The sequence below is a fragment of the Massilimicrobiota sp. An105 genome, assembly GCF_002161155.1.
Taxonomy (GTDB): Bacteria; Bacillota_I; Bacilli_A; order Erysipelotrichales; family Coprobacillaceae; genus Allocoprobacillus; species Allocoprobacillus merdigallinarum.
In genome coordinates this window covers 16,617-33,473 of sequence record NZ_NFLY01000010.1, presented here as the reverse complement: position 1 = coordinate 33,473, position 16,857 = coordinate 16,617, and the positions used below count along the sequence as shown (strand labels likewise).

General features: G+C 30.5%; 23 protein-coding genes. All 23 read left to right on the top strand.

The window, feature by feature from the left end:
• The first annotated feature begins 11 nt into the window (after positions 1 to 11).
• The 23 genes from rnpM (at position 12) to comGD (ending at position 16,776) form a co-directional block, all read left to right on the top strand.
• The gene (rnpM, locus tag B5E48_RS04315; protein ID WP_087244061.1) at positions 12 to 266 is read left to right on the top strand and encodes an RNase P modulator RnpM; all 255 of its coding nucleotides are present in this window, start codon (positions 12 to 14) and stop codon (positions 264 to 266) included.
• On the top strand, positions 256 to 549 hold the full coding sequence (locus tag B5E48_RS04310) for a L7Ae/L30e/S12e/Gadd45 family ribosomal protein (RefSeq protein WP_087244060.1): 294 nt from the start codon (positions 256 to 258) through the stop codon (positions 547 to 549). Before rnpM ends, B5E48_RS04310 begins: the two co-directional genes overlap by 11 nt.
• Positions 550 to 562: 13 nt before the next feature.
• Positions 563 to 2,413 carry a translation initiation factor IF-2 gene (infB, locus tag B5E48_RS04305; protein WP_087244059.1) on the top strand — a complete coding sequence of 617 codons (1,851 nt, stop codon included), beginning with the start codon at positions 563 to 565 and terminating at the stop codon, positions 2,411 to 2,413.
• 13 nt (positions 2,414 to 2,426) lie between these two features.
• Positions 2,427 to 2,780 carry a 30S ribosome-binding factor RbfA gene (gene rbfA / locus B5E48_RS04300; RefSeq protein WP_087244058.1) on the top strand — a complete coding sequence of 118 codons (354 nt, stop codon included), beginning with the start codon at positions 2,427 to 2,429 and terminating at the stop codon, positions 2,778 to 2,780.
• Between the two features lie 71 nt (positions 2,781 to 2,851).
• Positions 2,852 to 3,982, top strand: coding sequence for an N-acetylglucosamine-6-phosphate deacetylase (gene nagA / locus B5E48_RS04295; protein ID WP_087304203.1), 1,131 nt, complete (start codon positions 2,852 to 2,854; stop codon positions 3,980 to 3,982).
• 13 nt (positions 3,983 to 3,995) lie between these two features.
• Positions 3,996 to 4,874: an aldose 1-epimerase family protein gene (locus B5E48_RS04290; protein WP_087304202.1), complete on the top strand. Its 879-nt coding sequence runs from the start codon at positions 3,996 to 3,998 to the stop codon at positions 4,872 to 4,874.
• A 39-nt stretch (positions 4,875 to 4,913) separates the two neighbouring features.
• Complete coding sequence (locus tag B5E48_RS04285) at positions 4,914 to 5,084, top strand: sporulation protein Cse60 (RefSeq protein ID WP_087244055.1); 171 nt, start codon at positions 4,914 to 4,916, stop codon at positions 5,082 to 5,084.
• A gap of 35 nt (positions 5,085 to 5,119) precedes the next feature.
• Positions 5,120 to 5,275, top strand: coding sequence for a DUF1540 domain-containing protein (locus B5E48_RS04280; RefSeq protein WP_087244054.1), 156 nt, complete (start codon positions 5,120 to 5,122; stop codon positions 5,273 to 5,275).
• Between the two features lie 129 nt (positions 5,276 to 5,404).
• Positions 5,405 to 5,872 carry a hypothetical protein gene (locus tag B5E48_RS04275; RefSeq protein WP_087304201.1) on the top strand — a complete coding sequence of 156 codons (468 nt, stop codon included), beginning with the start codon at positions 5,405 to 5,407 and terminating at the stop codon, positions 5,870 to 5,872.
• Positions 5,869 to 6,591, top strand: a complete 723-nt coding sequence (locus B5E48_RS04270; RefSeq protein ID WP_087304200.1) for a pseudouridine synthase — start codon at positions 5,869 to 5,871, stop codon at positions 6,589 to 6,591. Before B5E48_RS04275 ends, B5E48_RS04270 begins: the two co-directional genes overlap by 4 nt.
• Before the next feature lie 19 nt (positions 6,592 to 6,610).
• Positions 6,611 to 7,273 (top strand): tRNA (guanosine(46)-N7)-methyltransferase TrmB, encoded by a 663-nt coding sequence (trmB, locus tag B5E48_RS04265; RefSeq protein WP_087304199.1) that lies wholly within the window; start codon positions 6,611 to 6,613, stop codon positions 7,271 to 7,273.
• Positions 7,266 to 7,586, top strand: coding sequence for a thioredoxin family protein (locus tag B5E48_RS04260; protein WP_241146918.1), 321 nt, complete (start codon positions 7,266 to 7,268; stop codon positions 7,584 to 7,586). The genes trmB and B5E48_RS04260 overlap by 8 nt, the downstream gene beginning before the upstream one ends.
• 41 nt (positions 7,587 to 7,627) lie before the next feature.
• Positions 7,628 to 8,227 carry a hypothetical protein gene (locus B5E48_RS04255; RefSeq protein ID WP_087304197.1) on the top strand — a complete coding sequence of 200 codons (600 nt, stop codon included), beginning with the start codon at positions 7,628 to 7,630 and terminating at the stop codon, positions 8,225 to 8,227.
• Positions 8,227 to 8,556, top strand: a complete 330-nt coding sequence (gene acpS, locus B5E48_RS04250; protein WP_087296593.1) for a holo-ACP synthase — start codon at positions 8,227 to 8,229, stop codon at positions 8,554 to 8,556. Before B5E48_RS04255 ends, acpS begins: the two co-directional genes overlap by 1 nt.
• A gap of 208 nt (positions 8,557 to 8,764) precedes the next feature.
• Positions 8,765 to 9,097, top strand: a complete 333-nt coding sequence (locus tag B5E48_RS04245; RefSeq protein WP_087244047.1) for a single-stranded DNA-binding protein — start codon at positions 8,765 to 8,767, stop codon at positions 9,095 to 9,097.
• A 75-nt stretch (positions 9,098 to 9,172) separates the two neighbouring features.
• A complete protein-coding gene (gene lepA / locus B5E48_RS04240) occupies positions 9,173 to 10,981 on the top strand; it encodes a translation elongation factor 4 (protein WP_087304196.1) in 1,809 nt (602 codons plus the stop codon).
• 87 nt (positions 10,982 to 11,068) lie between these two features.
• Positions 11,069 to 13,132 carry a peptidoglycan D,D-transpeptidase FtsI family protein gene (locus B5E48_RS04235; RefSeq protein ID WP_087304195.1) on the top strand — a complete coding sequence of 688 codons (2,064 nt, stop codon included), beginning with the start codon at positions 11,069 to 11,071 and terminating at the stop codon, positions 13,130 to 13,132.
• Between the two features lie 75 nt (positions 13,133 to 13,207).
• Positions 13,208 to 13,357, top strand: a complete 150-nt coding sequence (gene rpmG / locus B5E48_RS04230; protein ID WP_066443283.1) for a 50S ribosomal protein L33 — start codon at positions 13,208 to 13,210, stop codon at positions 13,355 to 13,357.
• A 43-nt stretch (positions 13,358 to 13,400) separates the two neighbouring features.
• A complete protein-coding gene (locus tag B5E48_RS04225) occupies positions 13,401 to 14,015 on the top strand; it encodes an MBL fold metallo-hydrolase (RefSeq protein ID WP_087304194.1) in 615 nt (204 codons plus the stop codon).
• Positions 14,016 to 14,090: 75 nt separating this feature from the next.
• Positions 14,091 to 15,077, top strand: a complete 987-nt coding sequence (locus B5E48_RS04220) for an ATPase, T2SS/T4P/T4SS family (RefSeq protein ID WP_087244043.1) — start codon at positions 14,091 to 14,093, stop codon at positions 15,075 to 15,077.
• Positions 15,070 to 16,068, top strand: a complete 999-nt coding sequence (locus tag B5E48_RS04215; protein ID WP_087304193.1) for a type II secretion system F family protein — start codon at positions 15,070 to 15,072, stop codon at positions 16,066 to 16,068. The genes B5E48_RS04220 and B5E48_RS04215 overlap by 8 nt, the downstream gene beginning before the upstream one ends.
• A gap of 17 nt (positions 16,069 to 16,085) precedes the next feature.
• The gene (gene comGC / locus B5E48_RS04210; RefSeq protein WP_087244041.1) at positions 16,086 to 16,391 is read left to right on the top strand and encodes a competence type IV pilus major pilin ComGC; all 306 of its coding nucleotides are present in this window, start codon (positions 16,086 to 16,088) and stop codon (positions 16,389 to 16,391) included.
• Positions 16,345 to 16,776 (top strand): competence type IV pilus minor pilin ComGD, encoded by a 432-nt coding sequence (comGD, locus tag B5E48_RS04205; RefSeq protein ID WP_087304192.1) that lies wholly within the window; start codon positions 16,345 to 16,347, stop codon positions 16,774 to 16,776. Before comGC ends, comGD begins: the two co-directional genes overlap by 47 nt.
• Positions 16,777 to 16,857: the final 81 nt, after the last annotated feature.

Here is a 16,857-nt window from a genome sequence, read left to right as displayed (position 1 = left end):
GGTGATTTTGAGTGCGAAAGATACCTTTAAGAAAGTGTGTAGCAACACAAGAACAATTGCCTAAAAAAGAATTGATTCGTGTGGTGAGAAATAAAGAAGGTGAAGTATTTGTTGATCCAACAGGAAAGATGAATGGAAGAGGTGCTTATTTAAAGAGAAGCCTTGAAGCAATTGAAATAGCTCAAAAAAAAGGAGTTTTAAAAAAATCTCTTGAAGTAGATATACCTGATGAGATTTTTGAAGAATTAAAAAAATATGTTGGATAAAAGTACGATTTCATTGTTGGGATTAGCAATGCGTGCTAGAAAAATTGCTACAGGAGATGTGTTATTAAAGTCAATTCGACAAAAAAAGGTTGATTTTGTTATCATTGCAGAAGATGCAAGTGATAATACCAAAAAGAAATATATTGATAAATGTACCTATTATCATATTGATTATTGTGTTATGGGACAAAGTGAAGAACTTTCTCAAGCCATTGGGAAAAACAATCGTGTTGCGTTAGGTATATTGGATAAAGGTTTTGCAAATAAAATCAAATCAAAATGAGGAGGTTGATATTATGGCAAAAAAGAATACATCAACAAAGAAAAAGGGAAACCATCATAAAAAGAAACTCATTTCTAATATTCCACAAAAAAAGGAAGAAAAGAAATTGGGAGATGGAATTATTGAATATGAAGATGGTATTACAGTTGGTGAATTAGCTGAGATGATTGGACAGACACCAGCTAATGTTATTAAAGTTTTATTCATGCTTGGAACAATGGTAACAATCAATTCATCATTAAATGATGAACAAGTTGAGTTAATTTGTCTTGAGTATGGTTATGAAGTAAAGAAAAAGGTTATTGTCAGTGAAATTAACTTTGAAGATATTGAAATCATTGATGATGAAGCTGATTTAGTTGGTCGTCCACCAGTTGTTACAATTATGGGACATGTTGATCATGGTAAGACAACTTTACTTGATTATATTAGAAAATCAAGAGTGGCAGAAGGCGAATTTGGTGGTATTACTCAACATATTGGTGCTTATCAGGTTGAAGTGAATGGAAAGAAAATCACGTTCTTGGATACGCCTGGACATGAAGCATTTACTGCAATGCGTGCCCGTGGAGCGCAATTAACAGACATTGTTATTATTGTTGTTGCTGCTGATGATGGCGTTATGCCACAAACAAAAGAAGCAGTTGACCATGCCTTAGCTGCTGGTGTACCTATTGTTGTCGCTATTAATAAAATTGATAAAGAAGGTGCTGATCCTGAACGTATCAAAGGTGAAATGAGTGAATTAGGTTTAATGCCTGAAGAATGGGGTGGAGATACAGTTTACTGTAATATTTCTGCAAAAAAAGGAATTGGAATTCAGGAATTATTAGAAACATTGACAGTTGTTGCAGAACTTGCTGATTTAAAAGCAAATCCAAAACGTTATGCTTATGGTAGTGTTGTTGAAGGTCGTTTGGATAAAGGAAGAGGACCTGTTGCAACTTTACTTGTACAAAATGGAACATTAAGAGCTGGAGATCCAATTGTTGTTGGAACTGCCTTTGGACGTGTTCGTCAGATGCTTGGTGATCATGGAAAAGAATTAAAAGAAGCTGGTCCTTCAACTCCAGTAGAAATTACAGGATTGAATGATGTGCCTGTAGCTGGTGATAAGTTTATGGCATTTGAAACCGAAAAGATGGCTCGTCATGTTGGAGAAGAAAGACAAAAGGCTAAACAGGAACAAGATCGTGGTGTTAGCTCAGCAATGAGCTTAGATGATTTGTTCAACCAAATTAAAGAAGGACAGGTTGCTCATCTAAATATTATTGTCAAAGCTGATGTCAATGGTACAGCTGAGGCCGTTAAGGGTTCATTAGAAAAGATTGATATTGATGGTGTACGTGTCAATGTTATTCGTTCGACTGTTGGTGCAATCAGTGAATCTGATGTTTTATTGGCTAGTGCTTCTAAAGCTATTATTTATGGATTTAATGTTCGTCCTGATGCTAACGTAAGACGTAAAGCAGAGGAAGAAGGAGTAGAAATCAGACTTCATAATATTATTTATAAAATGGTTGAAGAAATTGAAGCGGCTATGCGTGGTATGCTTGCTCCTGAATTAGAAGAAGTTGTAACTGGTCAAGCTGAAATTAGACAAGTTATCAAGGTTTCTAAAATTGGAAATATTGCTGGTTCATATGTAACAGATGGATATATACGTAGAGATTGTGGTATTCGTTTAATCCGTGATGGTGTTGTTATTTATGAAGGAAAATTAGCATCTTTAAAACGATTTAAAGACGATGCAAAAGAAGTATCGGCTGGGTATGAATGTGGTATGACAATTGAAAACTATAATGATATTAAAGAAGGAGATATCATTGAAGGATTCATCATGGAAGAAGTCGAAAGAAAATAGGAGCTGATCTTTTATGGTATTAAAAAAAGAAAAATTAAATAATATTATTCAAAGAGAATTATCTGATATTATTCAAATGGAAGTTAAAGATCCAGCCATAGGTTTTTGTACGATTACTGGTGTAGAAGTAACAAATGATTTATCAATTGCTAAGGTTTATGTTTCTTTTTTAAATAAAAATCCTCAAAAAAGAATGGAAGCTTTACAACACTCTAAAGGATTTATTCGTACTCTTTTAGCAAAACGTTTAACAGTTCGTAAATGTCCTGAGCTACAGTTTGTTATAGATACATCAATTGAATATGGTAATAAAATTGAAAGTATTATTGAAGAATTAAATCAACAAAAAAAGATTTCTAATGATTAGAAATCTTTTTTTATATATTGTTTGAAGATTAAGGTTAATAAGCATATAATAATAGAAGGAGGACATAAAAAATGAAAAAATGTATTATAAACGGGAAAATCATTTTACATGATGAAATTGTAAACAAAAATGTATTTATTGAAGATGATAAGATTACAGAAATTAGTGATCGTCAACCAGAAGATGAAGATATTATTGATGCAAAAGGTGCTTATGTAAGCCCAGGTTTCATTGATGTACATACGCATGGTCGTGGTGGTAGTGATACGATGTATGCTACATTTGATGATTTAAACACAATCTCTAAAGCAACTTTAAAAACAGGAGTAACATCATTTTTACCAACAACAATGACTATGCCTGTTGATGATATTGCTAAAGCTATTGAAAATATTGCTGTCAATAAAGATAAAGTTGAAGGGGCTCAAGTTTTAGGTACACACTTAGAAGGACCTTTCTTTAATAAAAAATATAAAGGAGCACAACCAGAAGAATGTATGATTTTGCCAACAGTTGATAATTATTTATCTTTTGTTCAAGATCATCAGGATATCATCAGAAAAATTTCTATTGCTCCTGAATTAGAACACTCATTAGAACTCATATCTTATTTAAAAGATAAGAATACAGTTGTTTCTTTAGGACATACAAATGCAACTTATGAACAAGCTCAAGCGGCTATTGATGCGGGGGCAACTTCAGGAACACATACTTATAATGCTATGACACCATTAACACATAGAGCACCAGGTGTTGTTGGAGCTGTTATGATCAATGATAGTGTTTATGCAGAATTGATTTTAGATGGCGTACATGTCAATTATGCAGCTGCTAAAGCATTATTACGTACTAAAGGTAAAGATAAATTGATTTTAATTACAGATTCTCTTGAAGCAGCAGGTTTGGAAAACGGAAAATATCTTTTAGGAAATCAAGATGTTTATGTAAAAGACGGAGAAGCAAGATTGATTGATGGAACATTAGCAGGAAGTATTGTTTCAATGAATGTGGCTGTTAAAAATGCTTATGAACATCTTGGATTAACATTAAATGAAGCTGTCAATTTAGCAAGTTATAATCCTGCTCAGAGTTTAAATGAACCATTATTAGGAGAAATTAAAGTGGGAAATTATGCAGATATTATTTTCTTTGATGACAACATTCAAATTCAACAAACAATGATTAAGGGACAATTGAAATAGGTAGGTATAGAATATGGTGATTTTAAAAAATAGTGAATTAGAAGTTGAATTAAATGCAAAAGGTGCTGAAATTATTAAAATTATCGGACAACATGATCAAATAAACTATATGTGGCGTAGAGATCCATCATTATGGGCAAGTAGTGCACCAATACTTTTCCCAATTGTAGGTGCTTTGCATAATGATGAATGTCGTATAGATGGACAAACATATCATATGACACAACATGGTTTTTCTAGACATAATGAATATATGACACATCAATTATCTGATACTTGCGTTGAGTTTGAATTAACTCCAAATGAAGATATTTTAAAACAATATCCATATTTATTTAATTTGAAAGTCATTTATACTTTAAAAGGGAATACATTGGAATGTCAATGTGTTGTCAAAAATACTGATCAAAAAACAATTTATTTCCAGATTGGTGGACATCCAGCATTTGCATGTCCGTTTATGGAAAATGAATCAAGCAATGATTACTATGTTGAATTTGAAAAAGAAGAAACTCTTGATCAGAAAGTCATTGATGTTGCTCATCGTGCCATGTCACGTACAACAAAACCATTTTTTGATCATGAAAAACGTTTCTTTGTAAGACAGGCATTATTGGATAATGATGCTATTGTGTTTAAAGATTTTCAATCAAGTTATGTTGCATTAAAATCAATTAATCATCAAAAAGCTATTTATTTCCATATGAAAAATTATCCACATCTTGGTATCTGGGCAAGTAAACATGTCGGTGGATTATTAGCTTTAGAACCATGGAACGGACATGGAGATTATATCGACTTTGATGGCGAATTTAAAGATAAAGAAGGTATCATTTCATTAGAACTACAACAAGAATTCAGTTGCCAATTTGCTATTGAAATACGTCAATAGTTGACAAATTGAATATAGTCATGATGTTATAATAGACATATGAAAATTAAAATCATAGAAAAAACACATGAATTGGATTTAGAAGATGCACTTAATGAATTTATTCAAAAAGAAAATCCGCAAATTCAGGATATGCAATATCAGGTTGCTTTAACATCATGTCATGGAAATCTTGAATACAGTTTTAGTTGTTTGATTGTATATTCATAGTCCATCAAGCCATAATAATATATGGAGGTGAAACTATGGCTAAGGATGTTAAATGTAGCGTAGATAGTTGTAAATATTATTGTGATGGATGTTGTGAAGCAAACTGTATTCATGTCGGTAATTGTCACTGCGTTGAAGCAAAGAAAAATGCAGAAACTGCTTGTGATACATTTGAATGTCGTGGAAAATAAATTTTTCAATGTTGTATTGAAAATAAGGTATTGTTATGCTAGTCATAATGATACCTTTTTTCATTATGAGCATGATGATTTCATATAGCTATCTGATTATAAATTTGTTATAATAGAAGCGGTGATGATATGAAAAAAATATTAATATGTTTATTGATTTCTTTGTTCTGTGTGGCATGTCAATCATCATCTTCTGATGAACAATTTCAGGAATATTATCAAATTAAAGAACAGTTAATATCACATCAGGAATTTGATACAGATTATCCATTTCATGTTCAAGTTGTTTTTTATGATTTAGAAGATAGTTATCGTTATGATGTTATTATCGACCAGCCACAGGTTGATATGTATTATATCGAGGCTATGGCATATGCTCATGAAGGTGATCAAAAGATGTGTCCGGTTTTAGGAATTGTTGATGACTCTATCAGCCACATGAAAGTTGATTATATTGATAAAAGTCAACATTTTTATAAAGGAGTTCAGCTTTCTGGAGAAACTGAAAAGATACAAGATGTAAAAATATATGTTTGTTATTATTTGGATAAAGAAAAAACACAAAAAGTAGAAAAATATATTGAGGTACAATCATGAGATTAGATAAATTATTAGCCCATTGTGGTTTTGGGACACGTAAAGAAGTAAAACAATTAATCAAAAATGGTTATGTGAAAGTCAATGGTGAAGTTATTAAAAAAGATAAACATCATGTTGATCCTGTAGGAGATAAGGTCTATGTTGATGATGAACGTATTCATTATCAGGAATATGTTTATTATATGTTAAATAAACCTGCTGGCTATGTGAGTGCCACTGAAGATAATGTTTATCCAACTGTTATTGATTTAATTGAAGAAAATTATCGCCAAGATTTATTTCCTGTTGGGAGATTAGATGTTGATACTGAAGGCTTATTATTGATTACAAATGATGGTGTTCTTGCTCATCAGCTGTTATCACCTAAAAAACATTGCCCTAAAGTGTATTATGCAAAAATTCAAGGTGTTGTAACAGATGATGATGTTCAAACCTTTTTATCTGGTGTTGTTATTGATAATGAATATCAATGTCAAAGTGCACATTTAAAAATTTTATCAACAACACAAAATCATAGTGAGATTGAAGTAGAAATCTATGAAGGAAAATTCCATCAGGTTAAGAAAATGTTTCATGCTGTTGGTAAAGAAGTTATTTATTTAAAGAGAATACGTATGAAAAATTTAAACTTAGATGAAAATCTTGAATTAGGAGCTTATCGTCCTTTAACTGATGAAGAATTAGATAGATTAAAGAGTGAAACTGTGTTACAATAAAAAAATATAGGAGGCTTATATGCGTTTAAGAAATAATCCTAAAGCTAATGATATTTTAGCTGCACATGATGATATTGTGATTTTAGATGGTAAACAATATCGTGGAAAATGGAATGAGTTATTTGGAAATTCAAATCCTATATATATTGAAATTGGAATGGGTAAGGGTGATTTTATTATTGAAAATGCTTTACGTTATCCAAATATCAACTATATTGGAATTGAAAAATTTCCAAGTGTTATGGTAGGTGCTATTAAAAAAATAGATCAATTAGAAGCAATACCATCAAATTTAAAATTATTAAAAGAAGATGCTATTCTTTTAACAGAAGTTTTTGGTAAACATGAAGTGAATCGTATACATTTAAATTTTAGTGATCCTTGGCCTAAGAAAAGACATACAAAAAGACGTTTAACATCACCTGCATTTTTAGATGTATATCAAAATATTCTTATTGATAATGGTGAATTGATTTTAAAAACAGATAACCGTTCATTGTTTGAATATTCTTTGGTGTCATTTCAAAACTATGGATTACATTTTGAAGATGTATGCTTAGACTTGCATCATAGTGAAGGATATGAGGATAATATTCAAACAGAATATGAGAGAAAGTTTTCTCCATTTGGTCCAATATATCAAGTCAAAACAACATTTAAAGGAGTTAATAAAAATGGATAATTTAATAAAGATTAGTGATTTACAAGCATTTGAAAATGCAATTAAAGGAAATGCTATGTTAGTATTTTCAACAACATGGTGTCCAGATTGTCATTTTTTAAAAACATTTATTGATGATTTAGTAGCACAAAATCCAGAGTGGACTTTCTATTATATAAATCGTGATGAAATGGTTGATTTGTGTATTGATTTAGAGATTATGGGTATTCCATCTTTCGTCGCTTATCGTGATGGTAAAGAAGTTGGAAGATATGTCAATAAATTAAGAAAAACACAACAGCAGATTCAGGAGTTTATTGATCAGATTGATTAGAAAACGAGAAATAGAAATAATGTTGTAAGGAGGAAAGCAAAATGTTTAAAAAGTTTTTTAAAAAAGAAGAGGAAGAAGAATTATTTGAAAAAGTTGATCCTGTTTTAGAACAAAGACGTAAAGAAAAATTTAGTACTCCTCTTATTTATAATGATGAGGTTGAAACAAAGAAAAATATCAAAAAAGAAGAGCAAAAGAAAAAAGAGGTTAAAAAAAGTGCGCCTGCAGAATCTACTTATCGTATGAGTGAGATTATATCTCCAATGACAGGTTTAAAAGAGACAAAAAAACCAGAAGTTAAAAAGGTGGCAAAACCTAAGGTTAAGAAAGTCAAAAAGGAATCAGATGAATTAATTCCCATTATTAGTCCGTTTTATGGTCCTTTTGAAAATGTGGAAGAAGAAAAGACAAAAAAACCAAAAAAGGTTGAAGAGGAAGAACCAAGTGTTGAACAGAATTTAAGAAATATAGCAAATATTGTTGAAGAAGAACAAGATCAATTAAAAATTATTGAAGAGAGAACTGGTGAATTTAAGCTAGATTTCCAAAACAAAGATGAGGATTCTTTCATTGATGAAATTGATGATTCTATGAGTTTAGATGAATTGATGAGTCTTTATGAAAAAAAGTTTAAAGATTAATGAAGGGAATAGGTGTTGATATTATTGATCTTGAACGTTTAGATATTCATAATCTCAATTTTGTTAAACATATTTTATCGCCAAAAGAGTATCAGATATTTACAAAAATGAATTCTCCTAAAAGACAATTAGAATTTTTAGGAGGACGTTTTGCTGGTAAAGAAGCTTATATGAAAGCTTGTCATGTTGGTATTGGAGCAATGGCTTTTCATGATATTGAAATTTTAAATGATGAAAGTGGTGCGCCTTATTTACATGATTCTCATGCTCATATTTCTATTTCACATGAAAATAAATATGCAATTGCATTTGTTTTGCTTGAAAAGTAAAGATTTTCTTTACTTTTTTTCTTTTATAGACATGACTCATTTTAATAAATTGGTTCATATTTTTGTATGATTTCTCCTTTTTTTATCATTTTTATGCTTTTTGAGCTTCCAAAATATAAAGAAAAGTTATAAAAAGAATAAAAATAACCATTTTTGGTACTTTTTATATTTTCCTATATACTCATAGATGAGGAGGTAAAATATAAAAATGTTTAATGAAATTATTTTAATAGGGAGACTTGCTGAAAATCCAAAATTCAAAGAAACACCGACTGGTGTTAAATTAGCAACTTTAATCTTAGATGTAGAAAGACCTTATCGTAATAATTTAGGGATTAGAGATCATGATTATATTAGTTGTGTTCTTTGGAAAGGCATAGCTCAAGAAGTTATGGATTGTTGCGAAGCAGGAAGTTTTTTAGGAATTAAAGGAAGGCTTCAGTCTAAAACATTTGAATCTCCTGATCATTTATCTACAACGATCATGGAAGTCAAAGTTGAACATGTTGAATTTTTGGATAAGTATTTTATGAAAAAATAGTCATTTGACTATTTTTTTGTTTTCTTTTAAGATAGAATTGTGTAAAATAGATAAGAATAGAAAGGGGAGATAAAGATGAGTATTGATCAGTCACATATTAGAAATTTTTCTATTATCGCCCATATTGATCATGGAAAATCGACTCTTGCTGATAGAATTTTACAACTTACTGGGGCAGTGAGTGATCGTGATATGAAGGAACAGTTACTTGATAGTATGGACTTGGAAAGAGAAAGAGGTATTACTATTAAATTAAATGCTGTTCAATTGACTTATAAAGCCAAAAATGGCGAAACATATCTTTTGCATTTAATAGATACACCCGGTCATGTAGACTTTACATATGAAGTTTCACGCTCTTTAGCTGCATGCGAGGGAGCTGTATTGGTTGTTGATGCTGCTCAAGGTGTTGAAGCGCAGACATTAGCCAATGTCTTTTTAGCATTAGATAATGATTTAGAAATTTTACCTGTTATTAATAAAATTGATTTACCAAGTGCAGACCCACAGCGTGTTATTCATGAAATTGAAGATATTATAGGTTTACCAGCTGATGAAGCACCTTTGATTTCAGCCAAAACTGGATTAAATATCGAAGATGTTTTGGAAGATATTGTTTTGAATGTTCCTGCACCACGTGGTGATATTTCTCATCCTACACAGGCTTTGATTTTTGATTCTTATTATGACAGTTATCGAGGTGTTATTGTTTTTGTTTGTATCAAAGAAGGAAAAATAAAAGTTGGAGATCATATTCGTTTTATGGCTACTGGAGCTGTTTATGAAGTGTTGGAAGTAGGGGTCAGAACACCAAAAGAGGTTAAAAAAGAAGAACTTGTAACAGGGGAAGTTGGATGGATTGCTGCTTCGATTAAATCCATTAGTGACGTTCATGTCGGTGATACAATTACAACTTTAGAACAACCTTCAAATGTTCAGTTACCAGGGTATCGTCAATTAAATCCTATGGTTTACTGTGGTTTGTATCCTGTTGATAATGCAAAGTATAAAGATTTAAGAGAAGCATTAGAAAAAATGAAATTAAGTGATTCATCACTTGTTTTTGAACCGGAAACATCACAGGCTTTAGGATTTGGATTCCGTTGTGGATTTTTAGGCCTTTTACATATGGATGTTATTGAAGAACGTCTTGAAAGAGAATTTGATCTTGAATTAATAGCTACGGCGCCATCCGTTATTTATCATTGTTATTTAACAGATGGTTCTATGATTGAAATTGACAATCCTGCTGCATTGCCTGGACCACAAAGAATCGATCATATTGAAGAACCATTTATTAAGGCTTCAATTATGACACCTAATGAATATGTAGGTCCAATTATGGAACTATGCCAATCTAAACGTGGTGAATATCAGGATATTGAATATATTGATGACTTGAGAAGAAATGTTGTTTACCTGATTCCATTAAGTGAGATTGTCTATGACTTTTTTGATAAATTAAAATCATGTACAAAAGGATACGCTTCTTTTGATTATGAATTAGATGGTTATAAAGAAAGTCGATTAACACGTATGGATATTTTATTGAATGGTGATGTTGTAGATGCTTTATCAACAATTGTTCATAAAGATTTTGCTTATAATCGTGGTCGTATTATTTGTGAGAAATTAAAAGAGATTATCCCAAAACAGATGTTTGAAGTTCCTATTCAAGCTGCAATACAGGGTAAAGTTATTGCGAGAACAAATATCAAAGCTATGCGTAAAAATGTTTTAGCAAAATGTTATGGTGGGGATATTTCACGTAAGAAAAAACTTTTAGAAAAACAAAAAGAAGGTAAAAAACGAATGAAAGCAGTAGGAAGTGTAGAAATTCCTCAAGAAGCTTTTATGGCTATTCTTTCTGTTGATGATGATTAAGAGAATTTGTGAAATTCTCTTTTTCTTATGGGTTGATTTACTTTCTAGATTGTATATAATATAATAAGTCGAGGAGGTGCATTAAAATTGAATTTATTCAAAAAAAATCCCATTCGATTTGAAGGGCAAAAAGAAATTGAAACCCAAATTAAAAATCAAACCGATAATGTCATCTCAAGAAGATTTAAAATTTTAATGGGAGTTATTGGTGCTGTTGGTGTTGTCTTGTTGATACGTTTGTTTATTACTCAAATTTCTCAACAGGAATATTATTCAACAAAACTTAAACAATATAATACGAGTCTTTTTACTGCTGATACATTCCGTGGTAATATTTATGATCGAAATTATAAAAGACTTTCTTACAATAAAAATATTAATTGTGCGACTTATTATGCCGTACAAAATATTACGCAAGATGATATCAAAATCATTGCAAATTTTTTAGTCAAAAATGTAAATGTTGATATTAAAAGTGTAACTGAAAGAGATAAAAAAGATTATTTGATTTTAAAATGCAAGGATACTAAAGATGATTTAATTAATGATTTAATCACTAGCGAAGAAAGATCGACATATTCAAGTGATGAAATTTATCAATTACAATTAAGTCGTATTACAAGTCAGATGTTAAAAGACAATTTATCTGATGATGATATGAAGTATTATATGATTTATTCAAAAATTCAAAACTGTACAAGTGGATCAGTTGTTTTATTAGAAGGTTTAACAGTTAAAGAAGCAAGTCTTATTGGTGAAAATTCTGATATTTTACGTGGTGTTAAAGTGACAAATGACTGGTCAAGAGAAAATACATACGGTACAGAATTTAAATCTGTTTTAGGAAGAGTAACATCGAAAAAAGAAGGATTGCCTGCAAGTACAAAAGATATATTATTAGCTCAGGATTATAACAATGATTCACGTGTAGGAATAAGTGGTTTAGAAATGCAGTATGAAAATATTTTGGCTGGAACTCCAGCGACTTATTCCTTGGCTTATGATAGTGATGGAAATCCTGTTGTAGAAACTGTATCAAGCGGGACAAAAGGTGATAATATTCGTTTGACTATTGATTGGGATTTACAATCGGCGATTACTGATGAAATCGAAAAACAAATGAAGGCACATACGAGTTCAATATATAGATATGCTAATAACATTTATCTTGTTATGATTGACCCTAATACAGGAGCCATTTATGCAATGTGTGGTTATCAAAGAGATGAAAAGGGAGATATTTATGAATTGGCTGGTGGCGCTGTTCAAAACGCATTTGAAATAGGTTCGGCATTTAAAGGTGGAACAATATATGCAGGTATTAAACATGGTGTGATTAATCAATACACGGAATTTGATGATACAAGTAGTGGTTTTAAAATAGCTGGTACACCGACCAAGTTTTCATGGGATACAGGTGGATTAGGACGTTTAAATGCTGCAGAAGCATTGTCGCAATCTTCGAATATTTATATGTTTTATGTTGCAACCTTATTAGGTGGAGGAACTTATGAATATGGAGAGCCTTTGTCTATTAGGGATTCAGCATTTGATCAGATGAGACTTGATGTAGGAGAATTAGGATTAGGTGTAAAGACAGGTATAGATTTACCTAGTGAAGCCTTAGGATATCGTGGTCGTGTTACACAACGACAAGCTGGTAACTTTCTTGACTTTGCAATTGGACAATATGATACTTATACACCAATTCAAATGGCACAATATGTTTCCTCAATTGCCAATGGTGGTAAAAGAGTTCAACCACATCTTTTTATGGAATCTTTTACAGAAGATGACGATGGTACAAAGATATCACTTTTACAACATCAGGTAAAAGTACTTGATGATGTCTCAAGTTATAAATTAGCTTTTGATACAATTCATACTGGATTTAGAATGGGTTGTGTGTCAGGACTAGCGAGTAGTGTCAATGGAGATTATGAAGCAGCAGGAAAAACTGGGACTGCACAGAAAGTTTATGAAGGAACAAGTGACGTATGGGCCAATCGAGCCTTTATTGGATATGCTCCTTATGATAATCCAGAAATAGCTGTTGCTTGTATTGCTGAAGCATTACCTGATGCTGGTGGAGGGACATGTACGACTCTATCAAAATATGCATTTGAAAAGTATTTTGAAAAATATGGATAAAAAGTGAAAAATTTATGGTAATTTTGAATTGTTTATGCTATTATAGTATGGCAAAGTCGTGATGGAGGTGTAAAAATGAGAGAAAACATCATTTTAAAATGTACTGAATGTGGTGAAGAAAACTACATTAATACAAAAAATAAAAGAAATCATCCAGAAAGAATGGAAGTCAAAAAATACTGTCCTAGATGTAATAAAAAAACAACTCATAAAGAAAAAAAATAAGCCTTTTTGGCTTTTTTTCTTTATTTTGAAAGGAACGAAGATAATGATAAAAAAATTAATATTAGGAACAATGCAAACAAATTGTTATGTTATATATAATGATAATCATGAATGTTTTATTATTGATCCAGGTGCTCAAGGACAAAAAGTTGCTAAATTTTTAGAAGAAAAAGAGTTAGAATTAAAAGCTATATTATTGACACATGGACATTTTGATCATATTGGCGCTGTTGATTATTTATATGAAAGATTTCAATGTCCAGTATATGCACAAAAAGAATCATTTGAAATCATAAGAAATCCTCAATATAATCTATCTGCAATGATGGGAGAATCGTTTACTTTAAAAGCTCCTCTTTTGGAAGCAACTTCTACAATGAATTTTATAGGGATGACAGTTCAGTGGCTATTGTTAGAAGGACATTGTTATGGAAGCAGCATGATTTATGTTCCTCAAGAAAATGCTTTATTTAGTGGTGATGTTCTGTTTGCTGGTTCGATTGGTCGTTATGATTTCCCCACATCATCTCATCTTACTACTAAAGAAAGTTTAAAAAAAATTAAATCTTTACAGTTTGATGCACGTTTACTCCCTGGGCATGGAGAAGAAAGCTCATTAAATTATGAACAAAAGCATAATCCATTTTTAAGATCATAAAAATTTATGATCTTTTTTTGTTGAAAAAAAGAAAAATGAAAAAATAATGCGTATATATATAATAGGAGGGTTATTATGGATGAACTATTTGAAAAAATGATTTATCGTGCATTGAATCAAAAAGCTACGGATATTCATATGTTATTAAAAAAAGATTTAAGAATTCAATTTCGTATTTTTGGTGAGTTAAAACTGTATGATGTTTTAGAAAATGAAAAAGGGTATAAATTAATGAATTTTATTAAATATAAATCATTGATTCATACGAATTATCGTTTGATGCCACAAACTGGAAATATTTCTTTAAAGATGAATCAGAAAAAATATTTCTTAAGAGTTTCTTATTTACCGTCATTAGAATTTGAAAGTATTGTCATAAGAATTTTAAACAATCATGAATTACGTTCGATTCAAGAACTTACATATCAAAAAGAAATACAAGATTATCTTTGTTGGTTATCGAAACAAAGTCATGGACTCTTTTTTATAAGTGGAGCTACAGGTTCAGGAAAATCAACAACTTTATATACTGTTTTAAAACAAATTCTTAATGACTCTCAAAAAAACATCATTACAATAGAAGATCCTATTGAAATTCATTTGGATGGTTGTTTACAGATTGAGTTGAATGAAAAGATTGGTATTACATATTATGATACGCTTAGACAAATCCTTAGACATGATCCAGATGTTATTATGATTGGTGAAATTAGAGATGAAGAAACAGCAAGAATTGCTTTGACTTGTGCTTTAACTGGACATCTTGTTTTAACAACTATCCATGCTAGTAATGCACCACTTTCTATTAAACGCTTTATGAATTTGGGTATTCACAAAACCGATATACTTGATGTTGTTGTAGGCATTATTTCACAGCGTATGAAATATGATGTGGCAAATAAAAAGGCATTTGTCATATCTGAACTCATGAAAAAAGAGGATATAGACAAATATCTAAATCATCAGGAGTTTTCTTATCTTTCTTTTCATAAAGCAGCTCATCAATTCATTGAAATGGGATTCCCATCTGAATTATTTGAAGAGGAACTTGTCTATGAATAAAGATTATTTGTTATTAAAAAATCTGTATGGTTTATTGGAAGCAGGTTATAGTATTGAAGAAGCTTTACGTTTATGTCAGCAAATGATTCATTATCATGTTATTGATGAAATGTTGGAGCAGTTAAATCACGGTGAATCAATAGAAAACATTTTATTGAATTCTTCTTTACCACATTTGTTCTGCGAATATTTTCGTTTTTTTCAAAATAAAAATTGTTTATCAGAAGCAATTAAGAAAAGCCTAGATATTTGCATAATGAAAGAAGAATATCAAAATAAACTGAAATCAAAGTTAACATACCCTTCTATATTGGTGACTTTTTTATTTCTTTTTTCACTATTTGTTGTGTTTATGCTGTTACCGAATGTTAATCAACTTTTTAGTTCTTTCCAAATCGAAAAATCATTTCTTATAGAGATTTTATTCGGCTTTTTTTATTTTATACCAAGTTTTATTATTGGTGCTGTTTTTATAGCGTTATATCTTGTTTTAAGGCTGATTTATGCGTTAAAGCATAAATTATATAGAATTATTGAAATGTATCTCAAATGGCCGATATTTAAGCTGATTTTACAAAAATATTTTTCACTCAAATTTGCATTATACTTTCATGAATTATTAAGTGAAGATATTGACAGTACCAGTGTTATAAGCATTTTAAATGAACAGATGACGGATAGTGATTTAAAAATTATTTTGTATGAGATAAATAATCGATTGTATGGAGGTGAGAACTTAGAAGAAATATTGGAAGACTTTGAATATTTTGATGATTTATTTATATCTTTTTTTCAGATGTATATGAAAAATCCACAACAAAGACATTCATTATCTTATTATATTCAGGTTACATATGAATATTTAGATTATTGTATAGAACGTTTTTTAAAATATCTGATTCCTATGATTTATGGCTTTGTGGCTATATTTGTCATTACAATTTATATAGCCATTATTATTCCTATGATGAATTCCATATCAAATATATAATAGAAAGGAAAGTAAATATGTTTAATAAAAAAGGGTTTACTTTAATTGAAATGATCTTCTGTATTAGTGTTATTTTAGTTATTTTACTTCTTGTTATTCCTAATGTAACATCTAAAAATACTGTTGTTAAAAATAAAGGGTGTGAAGCTCAAATTGAGGTTGTCAATTCACAAATTTTGTTATATGAAATTGAAAATGGTAAATTACCAACCAAGATTTCTGATTTAACAAGTGGCTCTGATCCATATTTAACAGAAAAGCAGGGTGTCTGTCCAAATGGAAAGAAAATATCTATCAAAAATGGGCAAGCCTATGTACGATAAATCAGGATTCACTATGATTGAAACATTATTTGTTCTCATGATTATGTGTATGTTATTTTGTTTGTCGTGGCGCATACATTTACCAGTCAAAAATGATCACACAAAGATTGAAGAAATAACACGTTTTTTATATCAGGCAAAATTGACAGCTATGAATCTAAAAACGCAAGTGACAGTGACTTTTGCATCAGATTTTATTCAATACGAATGGGAAGAATCCTCACAAACTTTTCCTCTTGACTCAAATGATTCATTTGAATCACATCAGCTGACATTTAATGAAAATGGAAACATTCAAGGAGCAAAGACACTCACCTATTATTGTGGGAGTCAAGTTTATACACTTGTTTATCAGATTGGAAGTGGTAGTTTTTATGTTCAATAGAAAAGGAACTACTTTAATTGAAAGCTTGTTTGCTTTTGAAATTTTTATTTCAATTTTCATTCTCTTTATAAGTTTATTTTC

Bases quoted from the DNA above. Each gene is read 5' to 3' on its own strand.
- trmB (WP_087304199.1), top strand. From the start codon at position 6,611: ATGCGTTTAAGAAATAATCCTAAAGCTAATGATATTTTAGCTGCACAT.
- B5E48_RS04285 (WP_087244055.1), top strand. From the start codon at position 4,914: ATGAAAATTAAAATCATAGAAAAAACACATGAATTGGATTTAGAAGAT.
- B5E48_RS04310 (WP_087244060.1), top strand. From the start codon at position 256: ATGTTGGATAAAAGTACGATTTCATTGTTGGGATTAGCAATGCGTGCT.
- infB (WP_087244059.1), top strand. From the start codon at position 563: ATGGCAAAAAAGAATACATCAACAAAGAAAAAGGGAAACCATCATAAA.
- rbfA (WP_087244058.1), top strand. From the start codon at position 2,427: ATGGTATTAAAAAAAGAAAAATTAAATAATATTATTCAAAGAGAATTA.
- B5E48_RS04270 (WP_087304200.1), top strand. From the start codon at position 5,869: ATGAGATTAGATAAATTATTAGCCCATTGTGGTTTTGGGACACGTAAA.
- B5E48_RS04255 (WP_087304197.1), top strand. From the start codon at position 7,628: ATGTTTAAAAAGTTTTTTAAAAAAGAAGAGGAAGAAGAATTATTTGAA.
- comGD (WP_087304192.1), top strand. From the start codon at position 16,345: ATGGAAAGAAAATATCTATCAAAAATGGGCAAGCCTATGTACGATAAA.
- B5E48_RS04225 (WP_087304194.1), top strand. From the start codon at position 13,401: ATGATAAAAAAATTAATATTAGGAACAATGCAAACAAATTGTTATGTT.
- B5E48_RS04215 (WP_087304193.1), top strand. From the start codon at position 15,070: ATGAATAAAGATTATTTGTTATTAAAAAATCTGTATGGTTTATTGGAA.
- comGC (WP_087244041.1), top strand. From the start codon at position 16,086: ATGTTTAATAAAAAAGGGTTTACTTTAATTGAAATGATCTTCTGTATT.
- B5E48_RS04275 (WP_087304201.1), top strand. From the start codon at position 5,405: ATGAAAAAAATATTAATATGTTTATTGATTTCTTTGTTCTGTGTGGCA.
- B5E48_RS04260 (WP_241146918.1), top strand. From the start codon at position 7,266: ATGGATAATTTAATAAAGATTAGTGATTTACAAGCATTTGAAAATGCA.
- lepA (WP_087304196.1), top strand. From the start codon at position 9,173: ATGAGTATTGATCAGTCACATATTAGAAATTTTTCTATTATCGCCCAT.
- B5E48_RS04245 (WP_087244047.1), top strand. From the start codon at position 8,765: ATGTTTAATGAAATTATTTTAATAGGGAGACTTGCTGAAAATCCAAAA.
- B5E48_RS04280 (WP_087244054.1), top strand. From the start codon at position 5,120: ATGGCTAAGGATGTTAAATGTAGCGTAGATAGTTGTAAATATTATTGT.
- acpS (WP_087296593.1), top strand. From the start codon at position 8,227: ATGAAGGGAATAGGTGTTGATATTATTGATCTTGAACGTTTAGATATT.
- B5E48_RS04220 (WP_087244043.1), top strand. From the start codon at position 14,091: ATGGATGAACTATTTGAAAAAATGATTTATCGTGCATTGAATCAAAAA.
- rpmG (WP_066443283.1), top strand. From the start codon at position 13,208: ATGAGAGAAAACATCATTTTAAAATGTACTGAATGTGGTGAAGAAAAC.
- nagA (WP_087304203.1), top strand. From the start codon at position 2,852: ATGAAAAAATGTATTATAAACGGGAAAATCATTTTACATGATGAAATT.
- B5E48_RS04290 (WP_087304202.1), top strand. From the start codon at position 3,996: ATGGTGATTTTAAAAAATAGTGAATTAGAAGTTGAATTAAATGCAAAA.